The organism is Pseudomonas sp. NFX71 (assembly GCF_048079215.1).
GTDB lineage: Bacteria > Pseudomonadota > Gammaproteobacteria > Pseudomonadales > Pseudomonadaceae > Aquipseudomonas > Aquipseudomonas fluorescens_B.
Window position 1 is genome coordinate 2,650,679 of the sequence record NZ_CP182230.1, and the last position, 15,304, is coordinate 2,665,982.

15 protein-coding genes are annotated in these 15,304 nt (G+C 61.1%); 5 read left to right on the forward strand and 10 right to left on the reverse strand.

The genetic code is table 11. From position 1 onward, the window contains the following. Positions 1 to 106: 106 nt before the first annotated feature. The gene (locus ACM1ZW_RS12170; RefSeq protein ID WP_416740609.1) at positions 107 to 2,029 is read left to right on the forward strand and encodes a pilus assembly protein TadG-related protein; all 1,923 of its coding nucleotides are present in this window, start codon (positions 107 to 109) and stop codon (positions 2,027 to 2,029) included. Here ACM1ZW_RS12170 and ACM1ZW_RS12175 read toward each other — a convergent pair. Further along, on the reverse strand, positions 2,014 to 4,758 hold the full coding sequence (locus tag ACM1ZW_RS12175; RefSeq protein ID WP_416740610.1) for an ATP-binding protein: 2,745 nt from the start codon (positions 4,756 to 4,758) through the stop codon (positions 2,014 to 2,016). The genes ACM1ZW_RS12170 and ACM1ZW_RS12175 overlap by 16 nt on opposite strands. Then, complete coding sequence (locus ACM1ZW_RS12180; protein ID WP_416740611.1) at positions 4,755 to 5,195, reverse strand: TadE/TadG family type IV pilus assembly protein; 441 nt, start codon at positions 5,193 to 5,195, stop codon at positions 4,755 to 4,757. Before ACM1ZW_RS12180 ends, ACM1ZW_RS12175 begins: the two co-directional genes overlap by 4 nt. Positions 5,196 to 5,270: 75 nt before the next feature. Between ACM1ZW_RS12180 and ACM1ZW_RS12185 the strand changes: the two genes are divergently transcribed. Then, the gene (locus tag ACM1ZW_RS12185) at positions 5,271 to 5,741 is read left to right on the forward strand and encodes a prepilin peptidase (protein ID WP_416740612.1); all 471 of its coding nucleotides are present in this window, start codon (positions 5,271 to 5,273) and stop codon (positions 5,739 to 5,741) included. A gap of 114 nt (positions 5,742 to 5,855) precedes the next feature. Then, positions 5,856 to 6,638: a response regulator transcription factor gene (locus ACM1ZW_RS12190; RefSeq protein ID WP_017336366.1), complete on the forward strand. Its 783-nt coding sequence runs from the start codon at positions 5,856 to 5,858 to the stop codon at positions 6,636 to 6,638. Between the two features lie 67 nt (positions 6,639 to 6,705). Here the strand turns inward: ACM1ZW_RS12190 and ACM1ZW_RS12195 are convergent, their stop codons facing one another. Genes ACM1ZW_RS12195 through cpaB form a run of 8 tightly spaced genes read right to left on the reverse strand, consistent with a single transcriptional unit; the run spans position 6,706 to position 14,216 of the window. Beyond that, positions 6,706 to 6,981, reverse strand: coding sequence for a DUF3613 domain-containing protein (locus ACM1ZW_RS12195; RefSeq protein ID WP_017336367.1), 276 nt, complete (start codon positions 6,979 to 6,981; stop codon positions 6,706 to 6,708). 9 nt (positions 6,982 to 6,990) lie between these two features. Beyond that, a complete protein-coding gene (locus ACM1ZW_RS12200; protein WP_416740613.1) occupies positions 6,991 to 7,704 on the reverse strand; it encodes a hypothetical protein in 714 nt (237 codons plus the stop codon). 10 nt (positions 7,705 to 7,714) lie between these two features. After that, complete coding sequence (locus ACM1ZW_RS12205; protein ID WP_416740614.1) at positions 7,715 to 8,605, reverse strand: type II secretion system F family protein; 891 nt, start codon at positions 8,603 to 8,605, stop codon at positions 7,715 to 7,717. Then, a complete protein-coding gene (locus tag ACM1ZW_RS12210) occupies positions 8,602 to 9,486 on the reverse strand; it encodes a type II secretion system F family protein (RefSeq protein WP_017336370.1) in 885 nt (294 codons plus the stop codon). Before ACM1ZW_RS12210 ends, ACM1ZW_RS12205 begins: the two co-directional genes overlap by 4 nt. Before the next feature lie 10 nt (positions 9,487 to 9,496). Further along, the gene (locus ACM1ZW_RS12215; protein ID WP_416740615.1) at positions 9,497 to 10,777 is read right to left on the reverse strand and encodes a CpaF family protein; all 1,281 of its coding nucleotides are present in this window, start codon (positions 10,775 to 10,777) and stop codon (positions 9,497 to 9,499) included. Beyond that, the gene (locus ACM1ZW_RS12220; protein ID WP_416740616.1) at positions 10,774 to 11,970 is read right to left on the reverse strand and encodes an AAA family ATPase; all 1,197 of its coding nucleotides are present in this window, start codon (positions 11,968 to 11,970) and stop codon (positions 10,774 to 10,776) included. Before ACM1ZW_RS12220 ends, ACM1ZW_RS12215 begins: the two co-directional genes overlap by 4 nt. Then, positions 11,967 to 13,238 carry a type II and III secretion system protein family protein gene (locus tag ACM1ZW_RS12225; protein WP_416740617.1) on the reverse strand — a complete coding sequence of 424 codons (1,272 nt, stop codon included), beginning with the start codon at positions 13,236 to 13,238 and terminating at the stop codon, positions 11,967 to 11,969. The genes ACM1ZW_RS12220 and ACM1ZW_RS12225 overlap by 4 nt, the downstream gene beginning before the upstream one ends. Positions 13,239 to 13,259: 21 nt before the next feature. Then, positions 13,260 to 14,216 carry a Flp pilus assembly protein CpaB gene (cpaB, locus tag ACM1ZW_RS12230; protein ID WP_017336374.1) on the reverse strand — a complete coding sequence of 319 codons (957 nt, stop codon included), beginning with the start codon at positions 14,214 to 14,216 and terminating at the stop codon, positions 13,260 to 13,262. Between the two features lie 317 nt (positions 14,217 to 14,533). Here cpaB and ACM1ZW_RS12235 point away from each other — a divergent pair, with 317 nt between their 5' ends. After that, positions 14,534 to 14,734, forward strand: a complete 201-nt coding sequence (locus ACM1ZW_RS12235; RefSeq protein ID WP_017336375.1) for a Flp family type IVb pilin — start codon at positions 14,534 to 14,536, stop codon at positions 14,732 to 14,734. Positions 14,735 to 14,815: 81 nt separating this feature from the next. Beyond that, positions 14,816 to 15,229, forward strand: coding sequence for a response regulator (locus ACM1ZW_RS12240; protein ID WP_017336376.1), 414 nt, complete (start codon positions 14,816 to 14,818; stop codon positions 15,227 to 15,229). The last annotated feature ends 75 nt before the right edge of the window (positions 15,230 to 15,304 follow it).

Genomic DNA, 15,304 nt, shown 5'->3' on the forward strand with positions numbered 1-15,304 from the left:
TTTGGGGCTGGAGTGGCGGGTTGCCAGCAGGCTCTTCCAGCCTTGTCTACACTGCTTTTCACCAATGGAGGTAGCGCCCGGCAGCGCGCCGGCAAAGGAGTGCGCCATGTCTCCCCGCATGCAGTTTCGCGGCCCGGCCCGGCAACGGGGGGCGATCGGATTGATGGCGGCCCTGACCCTGGCCATGGCCCTGGGCTTCACGGTGCTGGTCATCGACAGCGGTCGGCTCTATCTGGAACAACGGAAATTGCAGCGGGTGGCGGATACCGCGGCACTCGAGGCCGTGACCCGCGATGGCAATTGCCTGCCCGGGCTCAGCGCTGCCAGTTACGCCACGCAAAGTGCGACGCGTAACGGTTTTGCCGTCAACGCCAGCAACACGCTGACGGTCAGTTGCGGCACCTTGCAGACCGGCGCGGACAACCTGCGCGCCTTCACCGTCGACGCCACAAAAAGCGCCGCCGTGCGCGTCATCGCCACCCAGACCGTTGCCACCAGCGTGGCCGCCGGCATCGGCGCTTTGCTGTCCGGCGGGCCCGTCGCTTTAACCACCCAGCTCAGCGCCACCGCCGTGGCGGCCGAGCCCAAGCTGACATTGGCACAACTCAGCATTCGAAGCAGCCTCGTGGGCGCCGATACCTCCCGATCGAACCTGTTGAACCCGCTGTTCTCGACCCTGTTGGGCGGCAACGTCAACCTCACGGCCGTGGGCTGGGACGGTTTGATCAAAACCGACGTCAATTTGTTGAAGTTCATGGATCGACTGGCGATAAAGCTGGGCGTGGCGGCGGGTGACTACATCACGTTGTTGAACACGCAAGCCAGCGTGACCCAATTCATCCAGGCCGCCGCCGATGTACTGCCCGCCAACGGCTCCACGGCGACCGTCAAGACCGCGTTGGTTAATCTCCAATTGGCCGCCACCAATGCCTCACCGATCAAGTTGGGTGACTTGCTCCAGCTGCAAACCGGCGCACAAGCGGCCAGTCTCGACGCCACGGTGCAACTGTTCCAATTGGTTCAAGGGTTTGTGCAACTGGCGAACAAGAACAGCGCGGTGGCCGCGGTATTGCCGGTGAATGTGTTGGGACTGGCTGGCATGACCACCCGCATCAAAGTCATTCAGCCGCCGCAGTTTTCTGCGGTAGGTGACCCCGCGCTGGCGAAAGTGGCACCGCTGGGCGCGAACAAAATATACGTGCGTACTGCACAAATCCGCATCCTTGTGTCGGTGGACCTGACGCTGATCAATGTCGTCCTGCAAACCGTCAATGCGCTGTTACAGACGGTGACAAGCCTGATCAATACGGCTCTGGCGCCCGGCTGCATCCTGGGCAACTGCACCCAGACGGACCTGCAAATACTGCCCGATGGATTCAACCTCGACGTCGGTCTTGAAGCCGGTGTCGGCAGCAGCTACGTCACCGATTACGCCTGCGCCAGCCCTGCAAACAAAAGCCTCACCGCCACCACCAATATCTCCGCGGTGCAACTCAAGGTTGGCAAAATCGATCCGGCGATCTGGCTCTCCTCTTCCGCGGCGTCCAGTCTGTCGCCGCTGACCTTGGTGGATATCGGCTCGAAGACCTGCCACTTGCTCAGCTGCGGCGCGCGAACACCGTTCGGCGGCGGCGGTTTGGAACTCAAGATCGACAGCCCCGTTGCCGGCACCAGCGAGCCCAATTACACCTTCGCCAATCCGCATGAGGTCAATGTAGCGCCAGACCCCACGCACCCGGTGACGGTGTCGGATGTCGTGGGCAGTTTGAAGGGGACGCTCATGGGCATCACGTTAACCCAACACCCTCCGACCATTGGCAGTCTGTTGGGGTTACTGCTCAATACCTTGCTGTCGACGCTGGCTGATGTCACCCAACTTCTGGTCACGGCCATCAGTGGCCTGATCGCGCCTCTGATTGATCCGATCGTCGACAGCCTGTTGCTCAACCTCGGGATCGACGTCAATAAAGTCGACGTCGGTTTCAACCTCACCTGCGGGCAAAAAGGCAAAGCCTATCTGGTGATCTGATTGTCCACGGCAATCGGCAGCTCGATACAAAACCGTGCACCCTCGGTCGAGTTCCGCACGCTGAGTTTGCCGCCCATGTTCTCGACGATCCCATAGCTCACCGACAAGCCCAACCCGGTGCCGACGCCTACCGGCTTGGTGGTGAAAAACGGTTCGAAGATCCGCTCCAGCAGGCGCGGATCAATCCCGCCGCCGTTGTCCTCGACCCACAGTCGAACCGACTGCGCATCACGTTCGGCGTACAGCGAAATCCACGGTTTGAATTGTTGATCCGCCTCACGTTTGACGAGTAGCGCATCCCGGGCGTTGACCATCAGGTTGATCAGTACCTGTTCCAGCTGATCGACATAACCGCGCACCAGCGCCTCGAAGCCTGTCTCGCTGACCCTCAACTCGATACCTTTGCCGCGCATGCCTTCGGCCAGCAACGACAGCGTGCCTTCGATGGCTTGAACCGGATTGAAAGGGTGCTGTTCGATCTCCGAGCGGCGACCGAACACCCGCATGTGATCCACCACCCGCCCCGCCCGCTGGACCTGCGCATCGATGCGGTTGAGTTTGTCGGTCAGGTAATCGATCTGCACATCGCCGTTACTCAAGCGCTTGAGCACATTGACGATGGCCATGCGCATCACGTTCAGCGGCTGGTTGATTTCATGGGCCAGGCCGGTGGCCATTTCGCCGAGGGTGGCCATTTTCGCGCTCTGGGCAAGTTGCTGCTGCGAACGGCGGACTTCGGTGTTGTCGCGGCCCACGGCCTGAACCTCAAGCAAACGGCCTTGCGCATCGAACACGCCGCGATCCGACCAGACCCACCAGGCGTGTTCCCGTCCCGGCAGCTGCAGGTTGATTTCCGCCGTGCTGACCGGAAACTCCGGGCTCAGCTGGCCCAGTCGACGGAGAAACGCTGCCTGCTGTTCCGCCGACATCCAGCTGCCCAGGTTCACGCCTGGCAGTTGCTCGGGCAGGCATTCCAGGTACGTCGCCAGCGGGCGGTTACCGAAGGTCAGGGTCAGGTCCGGCCGATAACGGCAGATCATCGCCGGGGAATCCTCGACCAGAATCCGATAGCGCTCTTCGCTTTGTTTGACGTGCTCGGCGGCCAGGGTCGCGTCGGTCACGTCCAGCCACAATCCGACCGCTTCGACCGGCAGGCCAAGGTCGTCGCGTAACAGCTTGGCTTCGTCGAGCAGCCAGTGGTAGTCGCCGCGACTGTCACGCAGCCGGTAGCGCGCACGGACCGACCCTTCGCGAAGCAGTTGCCGAGAGCGTTCGAAATAGCGCTCGCGGTCCTCGGGATGGACCCGTTCTACCAGGGCTCCAGCTGCGCAATCGGCGAGGGTCCACCCCAGCAAAGGCAACAGGCTGTCGCTGAAAAAGCTCGGTTGCAACGCGCCTTCGGCATAGCGCTGCACATAGATTACCGCCGGTGAACTGGCGATCAGGTTGTCCAGTCGGGCATGGGCCGCCGCCGCCTGTTGCTCCTGATTCTTGATGTCGCTGATGTCGAGCATGAAGCCCACCAGCCGCCGGTTTTTGCCGATGCCCAAGGCCTGGCCCTGCAGGCGATACCAGATCGGTGCGTCTCGGCGATGCAGGCGCACACAGAGGAGCAAAGGCGTGCCCTCATCCTGCAAGTCTTGCAGGCGACTGCGCAGTTCTTCGCGGTCGGCGGGATGGAACTGCTCAAGCCAGTCAGGCAGGGGCAGGCGTGTATCGGGCAGGTCGAGGGTGCTGGCCAGCGACGGCGCCAATTGCACCTCGGCACCGTCGCTGAAAATTTCCCACCAACCGCTGCCCAGCAGGGCTTGTAACGAGTCCAGCCGCTCCAGTTGCACATGGTGCCGATACTCGCGCAAGCGCTCCAGCAGCGGGCCGGCGAGCGCTGCGGCGAGCTGCAACCAGTCGCGGGCGCCGACGTCGGGTGCTCGCTGCTGCGCCGGGTAAAACCCGCAGAGCAACCATGCGACCACACCTTGCGCGTCGTGATAGGGCACTGCAAACCCTTCAGCATTGCCGAAAGTGGCTTGCAGGCGCGGGTGCTCGCCGAGCGCAAGAGGCTGCGGGGCGGAGCCGTTCAAACTGTCGAGTCCGGTGCCCAGGCGCTGACCGTTTTGCCACAGTTGTGGGGCGTCGAAGGCGGCGTAGTGCTGGTGGATCTGCCAACCGTCTTCGTGCTCATCCAGCAATGCCAAGGCGATGCAAGGGACTTGATAACGCTGGGCCAGGCTCTGTAATTGCTCCGCCAACACCTCGGGCAGACGCGCCATGCTGCACAGGCGCAACTGGTCGCCGATCTGCGTCGCGAGCCATTGGGATTGTTCGCGGCTGCGCGATTGCCGACGCTCGTGCAACAAGTCGCCGATGTCCAGCAACTGCAGCAGCCAGGCGTCAGCCCACGGCTGCACCCAGCCGCGCAGGTGCAGGGGGGACCCGCTGAGGCTGTAAAAATCCAGGTCCAGCAGTTGCCCCTGCCAGTCGGCCGGTGTGCCTTCAACGACGAGGAAGCTGTGGGGCAAGAGAAAATCCAGCAGGTGCGGCGCCCGGGCGGCGGTCAGTTGCTGGGCCAGCCCATGCCGCAACGGACCGGTCAGATGAAGCACCCGGCCTTCGGCATCCAGATGCATCTGTAAACCGACATCCGGCACGCTCAAGCGGCTCGGCGCGTTCTGGGGCGGTGGCGTTTGGCGATTGAGCAGGCGCCCGAACAGTCTGTCCCCGGAGCTCAAAATTGCAGGCTCGAACTGGCGGTGAGCGTGGCCGGCAGATTGGGTACCGAACCGATTCCCGGCAGGGTCAGAAACGGGATGACTTGCTTGAGTTTGCTGGTGGGGTAGTTGATGGAGACCTTCAATACCCCGCCTGCGTAAGTGGCGGTGGTGTCGGTGGCGACGTTGAAGTTCAGCGTTGCCGGAATCCAGGCCAGTTGCCGGCTCAGTTCAGCTGTGGCGACGGTCTTTATCACGGTGTCGTAACCGGGTGTGTTCGGGTCGAGCGCGACGCTTTGGCGCACAGCTTCTGCGGTCGACTGGTTGAAGGATTGCATAAGCAACAGCGGCAGGCTGTAGGTGACGATGCCGTAAAACACAGCGAAAAACATGACGAACACCAAGGCGAACTCAATCGCGATGGCACCTTTTTGCTGGCGGGGGAGGTTGGTTTTCATGAGTGCGTCTACCCTGACAATCACTGCGTAATGTCAGCATAGAATCATTCAGCCAAAACGGACGTTTTTTACCGAATGCAGAGTTTTTTCCTACTGGTGTGGCTGACGCTATGCGCCGAGCAGGATATTCGGCAGCGGCACATCGCCAATCATCTGACCCTGGGCGCCAGCTTGGTGGCACTGCTGTTTCTGGGGTGGACCGGCCGCACCTGGCTAGGGGCCGAAGCCGTGCAGGGTGGTTGGGCTTTTCTGTTGGCGCTGGCCTTCACGTTGCCCGGCTATGCGGCGCGGCGCCTGGGCGCAGGCGATGTGAAACTCATGACAGCGTTGGCTCTTGCGACGGACGGTATGCATGTACTGGGCACATTTATTGGCGCCGGATTGGCCAGTGTCTGTTGGCTGCTGCTGGCGCCAAGAGTCTGGCTTCTTTTGAGTCAGGACCTTAGGAATCTTCTTCAATATCTGGGACCCGGAACGTCAAATAAGCAGCCATTTGCACCCTTCGTACTGCTGGGTTTTTTGCTGTCCCTCGCCTGGATTCACTAGTCACCTGTTCTATGTACATAGTCAAAAAGTACGTCTACTTTCAAATCAGTTGTTGTACAGCCCGTGGCTGTCGGTACAGGAACAGCCAGCCTTTGTTTTTGCAGGGAGTTGCATGTGAACAAGCCTACCTCCGTAGTGAAAGTCCTTGTGGTCGATGATCAACCATTGATTGTCGAAGAACTTTGCGAGTTTCTTGAAAGCAGCGGTTACCGTTGTGTGCCATGTGAGTCCAGCGGTCAGGCAGTCGAACGATTCGCTGAAGACGCGGACATCGGCCTGGTGCTCTGCGATTTGCACATGCCCGGGCTGGATGGCATCCAGTTGGTCCAGGAGCTGCAACGGTTGTCCGGCAAGCATCGGGCGTTCGAAGCGATCATGCTCACCGGGCGCGCGGATAAGCAGGATGTGATCAAGGCTTTGCGCGCCGGGATTGCCGATTACTATCAGAAGCCGATTGACCTGGATGAGTTGCTCGAGGGCATTGCGCGACAGGAGGTGGCATTGCGGGAGCGGCAGAAGAGTTTGCAGTTGGGGCATTTGAATCAGAAGCTGCAGTATCTTTCCGAGTCGATCGATGACCTGTATCAGGATCTGGACAAGGTTCGGCGTAGTCCGCAGTCATCGAATTCCTCTGATAGCGATGACAGTGATCTGGATCGGATTGAGATCCCGGCGGTTTTCAATCAACTGTCGCCCAGGCAGTTGGATGTGGCGCGTTTGGTGGGCAAGGGGCAGACCAACTATCAGATTGCCTGTGAGCTGGGGATTACCGAGAACACGGTAAAGTTGTACGTGTCGCAGGTCTTGCGGTTGACGCACATGCATAATCGGACGCAGCTGGCTTTGGCGTTAACGCCCAGCAATTCGGGTTTGCGCCAGAGGGTTACGGCTCACTAGCACTGTGCGCCTGCATGATCGGGACTTTCGCATCCATCGCGCCACTTAGGCTCGTTAAGAGGGGCTGTTATCCCCCCGATCCGCTATCGACCTTCCCTCCCTCATCCTGATCGAAGAACTGCGGGATCTCATGCTCATAACTCTTCAGCCAGCGCTGCATGCTCAACTCGCGTTCCGTCGCGGTTGAGGTTTGCTGTTGGGTCGACGCGGCCTTGTTGCTTCTCTGCAGTTGCAGCCAGCCTTCGGTTTCCTGTTGTTGCGGCGACGCCGGGCCAGCCTCGATTGCGTGCGCAGCGACAGGCAGGGTCAGCAAGCCGAGGCAACAGATCAGTGTCGTTTTCATGACGTCTCTCTATTGAAGGTTCGGGGCCGTGACGGCGGCGACCTGGTTGGCATTGGCCGGGACTGTTTTGCCCGGGGTCTTCAGTTTTTCCGCGCGTGCCTGGGCTTCGGTGACTTGGGCGGGGCTCAGGCCGAGGCGGCTGACCAGTTCGGCGGCGCGACTCCAATCATCCTGGTAGATCAGCAATGTCACCAGATTCAACGCCGCCAGTTGATCGCTTTGCTTGAGCTCCATCGCCGTCAGAAACTCGAAGCGAGCATCTTCGACGCGCAATTGATTGAGGTACACCACACCGAGGTCGTTGCGGATTTTTTCGTCAGTGGGTGCCAGTCGTGCTGCCCGTTGCAAGTGGCTTTGAGCCTGGCGGTTATCGCCCTTCGCGGCGGCGAGTTGGCCCAGGCCATGTTCGGCTTCGGCAGCGAGGCAACTGCCGAGCAGGCTGCGGTACAACGGCTCGGCTTCGTTGCGGCCCAACAATCGGTAGACCTTGGCCTTGCGCAGTCGCACGTCAGCGAGGTTGTCGGGCAGGCTTTGCAGGTTGGCCAGGCTGGCGTGCAGTTTGCCATCGTTGGCCATGTCGTCGGCCAGGTTCATTGACAGTTGCTCATCGGAACTCAGCTTGCCGCAACGGGTGGTGTTGGTCAGGGCGTTCCAGGGCGTCTGACCGTTGCTCGCACAACCGCTCAGCAGCAGCAGACTCAAACCGGCAATCATTGCTCTCATCAGATTCCCTCTAGGAAGCAAAGGCCCGGGCCATGGCGGTGAAGCCGGGGCCGGCCAGCACGATCAACAACGCCGGGAAGAGAAACAGCATCATCACGACGGACATTTTGGCGGACATCTTGGATATGTATTCCTGCAAGCGCGTCAGGCGCCGGTCATCGAGTAACTGTTTGAGTACCAGCAGGGATTTCATCGCGCCGCCGCCCTGGTGGATCAACTGCTGAAGGATCACGCAGGTGTCGGTGAACTCATCCACCGCCAGCAACCGGGAGGCCTTGTTCAGTTCTTCGCCCAGCTCCAGGCCGGAATCGACACGGGCCAGCACCAGGCGCAGTTCATGGGTCAGCGCCGGCAGCAATTGTTTGCCTTCGTTGCTAAGGACGCGCAGCGACTGCTCCACGGCCATGCCCGATTCGAACAGGATGCGCAGCAGCGGAATGAAGGTGGAGATCTCGATCGCCAGTTGTGTCTGACGACGTTTGGCAGCCGCGGCCAGCAAGCGTTTGGGCAGCAGGTAGCCGAGGCCCGTGACAAAGGCCGGGGCGATCCAGTGGTTTTCCACAGGCGGGAAGAACAGGCTTTGGACCAGCATGCTCAAGGCCAGCGCGAGCACCGGCACGCCCACCTGGAACGCCGCGAACAACGAGCGTCGCCGGATGCTGCGCCAACCCAGACGGTTGAGCAGGATCTGGGTTTCATTGTCCAGTTTGACCGAGCGCTGGCCGATGCGGCTGCTGCCCAAGGCTTGCAGCCAATGCCCGACACGGTTAGCGCTCGGCGATTTGCCGTCCAGCCGTTGCGCCACCTGTCGGACTTGTCGCTGCTGCTTGAGCAATCCACTGATGAGCAGGATCCCGGCGGCCAAAAACAGCAGTGCGCTGATCAGCAAGGGAATCTTCATACGCTGCGCAACATGCGCCAGAGCGCAAGGCTGCCCACCAGCTGCAGGCCGAACGCGGTCGCGAGCATGATTCGCCCGGAATCGTCGTGCCACATGGCGAGCAAGTAGTGAGGATTGGCCATCAGGAAATAGCCGGCCAGCCCAATAGGCAAACAGCCCAGTACCCACGCCGTGACGCGGGTTTCACCGGTCATGGCGCTGAGCTGGCGCGCAGCCTGTTCGCGTTCGCGGATCATCTTTATCAGGTTCTCCAACAGCTCGCTGGCGTTGCCGCCGTAGCGATGGTTGACCTTCAAGCCGAGGGCAAACAAATGCAGTTCGTCTTTGTCATACAACCTGGCGAGGTCGGACGCGGCGTCCGGCAAACTGACCCCCAATTGCACGTTGCGCTGCAGCCGGCCCATGGCCTGTTTCAACGGATGTTCCGCGGTCTCGATGGCGCCCAGTACCGCATCCGCCAACGTTCGCCCGGACTTCAGGCTTCGCACCGCGTGATCGAGTAGCGGCGGCAGTTGTTCGATCATGCGTTTGAGCCGGCGCTGATAACGCCAACTGACATACAGCCGCACCGCCAAGGGCGGCACCAGCAACGACAGCAGGGCGCCGATCCAGCTGCCGACGGCAATACCGAGCAGGATGCCAAACACCCAGAGTGTCAGCCACAGACCGATGCGCTCAGTGGGGCGGCCGAGACCGGCGCGCAAAAACGCCCGTTCCAGGCCGGCCCATGAGGACTTCTCGACCACTCGCTGCGGCTGCTCGTGGGCCAGTCGATCAAGGACCCGATCGGTCCCGGACTGGCGAATGCCGCGATAGAACAAGCGCACCGACAACCCGAACAAACCCAGGCAGACAAGAATGAGCAGCAGCGGTTTGAGCATGCCGTGGCCTTCAATACGCTGAGGGAGAAAGCGCCGACTCGCGGCGCAGTTTGTCGCCGGCGGGGTTGACCGCCTCGCGCAGGAAACCGACACCGCTGCGCCGGTCGAGACGGAACAAGGTGTTGGTGACGTAGACGTCGTCGCGGATGCCGATTACCTCCACCACTTCACTGACGCAGCGGCGGCCATCGGGCATGCGCGTCAACTGAATCACCACGTCCAGGGCCGCGCAGATCATTTGCCGCAGGGTCCGTTCGGCGATGGTGCGGCCAGTCAGGCCGACCAGCGTTTCCAGGCGCAACAGTGCGTCCTGGGCGTTGTTGGCGTGCACGGTGCTCATGGAGCCGTCGTGACCGGTATTCATCGCGGTGAGCACATCGACCACTTCGACACCGCGAATCTCGCCGAGGATGATCCGGTCGGGACGCATCCGCAGGGCGTTGCGGATCAGGTCGCTGGACTTCACTTCGCCGTGGCCCTCGGCATTTGGCGGGCGTGTCTCCAGGCGCACGACGTGCGGGTGGCCGAGTTGCAGTTCGGCCACATCCTCGATGGTGACAAGCCGTTCGTGCGGGCTGATCAACTGGCTGAGGATGTTCAGCAACGTGGTTTTGCCGGTGCCGGTGCCGCCGCTGATCAGGATGTTGCAGCGTCTGCCCACGGCCTCCTGAATGAATTCCAGGATCGCCTGGTCGATGGTTTGCATCGCCATCAGGTCGGCGCTTTTAAGCATGTCCTTGCGGAATTTTCGAATCGACAGGCATGGGCCGTCGAGAGCGATCGGCGGGATGATCGCGTTGACCCGGCTGCCATCCGGCAGGCGCGCATCGACCATCGGGGACGACTCGTCCAACCGTCGGCCCAGGGGCGCGAGGATCCGCTGCATCACGCGTTCGACGTGATGCGCGTCGACAAAACGCAGGTCGCTCTGATGCAGGATGCCGTCGCGTTCGACGAACACCCGATGCGGCCCGTTGACCAGGATTTCGCTGACCGCCGGATCGCGCAACAGCACTTCCAGCGGACCGAAACCGGTGAGCTCATCGACGATTTCTTCGGCCAGGCGTTCCATCTCATAGCGGGAGATCGCCAGGTGCAAACGGGCGATGTACTCGGCCACTTTATCGATGACGAATTGCGAGAGCACTTGCCGCGAGCCTTCGAGCAGGTTTTTCCCCGACTCTTCAATGGCGTCGATGATGTAGCGGTGCAGCACCAGTTTCAGGCCTTCGTGGTCTGTGTTGCCGGTGGAGGTGCGCACCGGAGCGCCGAACAGTTTTTCGCCGTTCATGGCGTGCCCCTCAAGCGGGTGAACCAGCCCGCCTTGGGTTTGGCCAGGCCTTCGGAGCGCCTGGCCAGGCGTTCGCCGAGGTTCCGCAGGCTTTGGGTCAGGCCATCGCGGGGGGCCAGTTCAAACAGGGTGACGCCCTGGTTTTTGGCATTGAGGCGTACTTCCGGGCTGTAGGCGAGCGTTGCGATGACTTCCATGCCGAAGCTTTTACCGAGGGTTTCCGGGTCCGGCGCGACGTTGCGCAGGTAGCGGTCCACCAGCAGTCGCGCGTGATCGAGCTTCATGCCTTTTTCGCGCCAGAGGGTGAGCAGGACCAGATTGCGGCGGCAGTCGATCACGTTCTGGTCGGTGTACCAGATCAACTTGTCGCAATGGCTGACAAAGGTGCGCAAGGCTTCGCTGTCGGACTGGCCGGTGAGGTTCACCACGATGTGCTGGAAGTGTTGGCGCAAGGCGCTGAGCAACATGTACAACTCGGCGGCGCTGGTGCGCTCCAGGGGATCATCGTTGTTGGCGTAGGCGAGGATTCGCAGCCCGGCATCGCAGCTGGTGAATGCGCTGTCGATCAGCGTCGCATCGAGGCGCCGCAAATGCCGCAGGGCATCGCCGAAGTGAAACGAGCTTTCCAGGCCGAGCAGCGCCAGGCTGTCGCCGCGTGGCAGGCCGAGGTCGAGCAGCAGCGTTTGCTGGCCACTCTTCTGCACCACTTGCGCCATATGGCTGGCAAGCAGTGCCCCGTCGGCGTTGCTCTGCACACCGTAGAGCACGGTCAATCTGCCCAGTTGCGTATTTGGCGCCACGGACGGCATGCGTTTGCCCAGCCGGCGCACCAGGCCTGTGACTTCACTGGAACGCGAGCCATACGCGACGAAATCCCGGGCCCCGGCGCGCATGGCATTGAGCACCAGCTGATTGTCCATGCCGTCCCCCAACGCGACGATCGCGAGCATCGGTTTGGCTTCCAGCGCACCCTCGATCAATGCGCTCTGGGTTACCACGTGCTCACGATCGAGGCCGACGAACACCAGACTGGCGAAGGTCACATCCACCAGCGCCAGCAACTCGTCGAGACTGCCGCCACCGGCGCTGACCACCTGGCCCAAGGGTGCGAGGGCGCCTTGAAGCCATTCAAGGTCGGTGCTGTTGCGTGTGATCGCGAGGAAGGTCTGACTCAGGCTTTGACTCTGGCTCATTGCGATAATCCGCTGCGTTTGTCGAAGTTGCCGTTTTCGAGGAAGTACAGGCGATACCAGTTCGGGTCGTAGTTCCGCAGTTTTTCGCCGGGCAACGAGGGCAACTGTGCGTTGGCGGCCAGCGGCTGCACCAGGTGCGGCGTGACGATCATCAGCAGTTCGCGTTCTTCGCGCTTGAGCTGAGAGTTGCGAAAGAACGCGCCGAGAATCGGAATATCGCCCAGCCCGGGAAACTTGCTGACTTCGGACGCGTTGTGCGTGCTGATCAAGCCGCTGATGACGAAACTCTCGCCGTCGGCCAGCGAGATGCTGGTGTCGGTGCGGCGAATGGTAAACGCCGGCACGGTGGTGCCGCCGATGGTCACGCCGTTGTTGTAATCCAGTTCGCTGACTTCCGGTGCCACTTTGAGGGCGATGCGGTCGTGGCTGACCACGGTCGGCGTGAGCGTCAGGCGGATACCGAACTCCTTGTATTCGATGGAGTAGCTGTTGCTGTTGGCGCTGGGCACCGGGATCGGGATTTCACCACCCGCGAGGAAGCTCGCACTCTGCCCGCTGAGGGCCACCAGGCTTGGTCGCGCCAGGGTGTAGGCGAAGCCGCTGCCTTCCAGGGCGTTGACGATGCCGAGGAATTTGCTGCTGCCACCGCCCCAGACAATGTTGAAGCTGTCGTTGAGCAACGGGATGCTCGGCGCCGCGATGCGTGGATCGATATTGAACAGCGGCACGACGCCTGGCGTGACGCCAGTGTTGGGAACCGTGCCCGGGGCGCCGAAGAGAAAGTTGTTCGAGGCCTTGCCGAAAATCGAGGTGCCGGCCTCTTTCAGTTTGGTCCGGCTGACTTCGACAAAGCGGATATCGGTCTGCACTTGCGACGGCAGCAACGTGTCATCGGACGGCAGTTGCGCGGCAGTGGTCATGGCTGCCGTGGCCCGCCCCTGAACGAACACCATGCTCTGGCGCGGTGCGCTGGCGCAGGCTGTCCAAACCATCAGGCTGGTGGCGCCGGGCGCCATGCCGGTGAGCAAAAAGGCTTGGTTGCCATTGACGCGCACGTCGGCGATTTTCGGGTCGCCCACGGCCACTCGCGTGATCGCCACCGGGGACTGCACCTCCTGTTGCAGCCCTTCACCGACTTCCAGCGCTGCCGGCAATGCAGCGAGTGCGGCGCAATTTCCTACGGCGGCTGACGTCGCCGTCAGCGGCAGTCCGCTTAACAGAGAGACCCAGAGCAGGCCTTGAAACATGGGCATGGAACGTCTGCGCATTTAGATGCGTCCTTGCTCGATTCAGGGAGTTTGTTGCGTGATTTCGTTGCCGCGAATGACCTCCACACTCGACCTGCGCGGTGCTGCGACGTTGCTAGTGCTAGTGGTGGTGATGGGCTTGGGCGCGGGCGTCATGGCCAGTTGGCTGAACTGGATCAGCTCGCGGTTGGCATTGGCGAGGTTGGCCGAAGCATCGCTTTCGCCAGCCCAGTAACGGGCCAGGCGTTTCTCCTCGGCGCTGCGCACCGCCAGGCGTAACACGCCGGCCTGAGCCGCAAGCATCAGACGACTCAAGAGTGCTTCGGGAACGGCGAGCACCACCGTCCGGGCGCTGACGCGCGACTGTTCCTGCTTGAGCTTTTCTTCGCTGCTGCGCGCCGGGCTGGCGGGTTGGCCGTCGTTGGTCAGCCCCAACTGTTCGCCGACCCCGAGTACACGCAGGGCCGGGACAACCAGTTGAGCCGATGGCTGCGGGTTGTTGGTGTCCAGGCGCAAAAACAGCAGCACATCGACGTAGTCCCCCGGTGTGAGTTGCCCTCCGGCGTTGATAACTTCATCGACGGCCACGGCGAGGGCGCGCTCATTTGGGCGAATCATTCGCGCCAGTTTGCTGCCGGCCTCGAAGCTTTCGTCATTGAGCCAGGTGCCGGCGGCCAGGGCGCGCCAGGTCGTCTTTCCGATAGCTTGATCGATCCGGCTCAGGCTGCCGGCGGGGACGATGGCGAGTTTTTCCACGGCCACGTCGGCTGCGGTGATTTGCTCGAACGGCGCGACGTCACGCAGCAGTACCACTACCGGATGACGGGTGGGATCCTCGACGGAAGCAGATGCCTGTGGGGAGGGGGCGGACGAGCCCGTGTCAACTGGCGCGACAGGTTCGGCAGTGGGTTGACGGCTTAACGTGAGGCCCCAGTAACCGGCAATCATGGCGCCCACCAGCAGCACGCCGGCCAGGCCCAGGGTGACACGACTGTTCATAACGGCTCTCCCTTTCCCGCTGCTCAAACAACCTCGTCTTTTCCGACGAGACAACTTCTCAAACAGGCAGCTATGAACTTGAACTATTTCGCTATTTGACGGTAGCGCAGCTAAAGCGAAATGCCATTACTGTTGTGAAAATTACTAATGAAGGGCGCAAGGCGGCGCGGTTTCTTTGACGTCAACGAAAGGGCTAATACTTTAGTAATAATTCATTCTTACAGTTGCTGGCAGGGGGAATGCCGACAATGCTGATACTGGCATAGGGGAATCATGTTGCGATTGCGCAACACCCGTCGTCATCAAGGAGAAACGTCATGTCCTTCACCAAGCTCGCTCAGAAGATCAAATCCGAAATCGCTTTTTACCAAGGGCTGGCCAAAGATACCGAGGGTGCTTCGGGTATTGAGTACGCGGTCGTGGCCGCGATGGTTGCGTTGGTGATTGCGGGGTTGAGTTCGGATATTGAAGGGGCGATCAGCACTCTGTTCGGCAATATCAAGACGGCGCTGACATAACCGCGGTGGAAGTGCCGCGGGGCAAACTGCCAAACCCCCAGGATTCTAACGTCAGTGTTTAGTCCATTTCAGGTGTTGCCCATGAACGCTCCCGCACTTGCACGCCAACAGCTTCTTCTGGTCGATGATGAAGAGGACGCGTTGCTGGAGTTGGCGGAGTTGCTCGAAGGCGAAGGCTTTCATTGTTTTGCCGCCACCTCAGTGAAACTTGCGCTGCACCATCTGACTCTCCACCCGGATATCGCGCTGGTCATCACCGATCTGCGGATGCCGGAAGAGAGCGGCATGTCGCTGATCAAACGGCTGCGCGAACATACCTCCCGGCAACATTTGCCGGTGATCGTGACGTCGGGCCACGCGGACATGGAGGACGTCAGCGACATGCTGCGATTGCAGGTGCTCGACCTGTTTCGCAAGCCGATTTATCACGTGCGGTTGCTGGAGACGCTGAATAACCTGTTTCCGCAGCCACGGTTGAATCTGGTCAATCTGTAAATCCCCCACCTCCCCCAAACCCCACGGACCCGTGGCGCTGGCTTGCCAGCGAAATCGGTCTGACGCCCGCCTTCA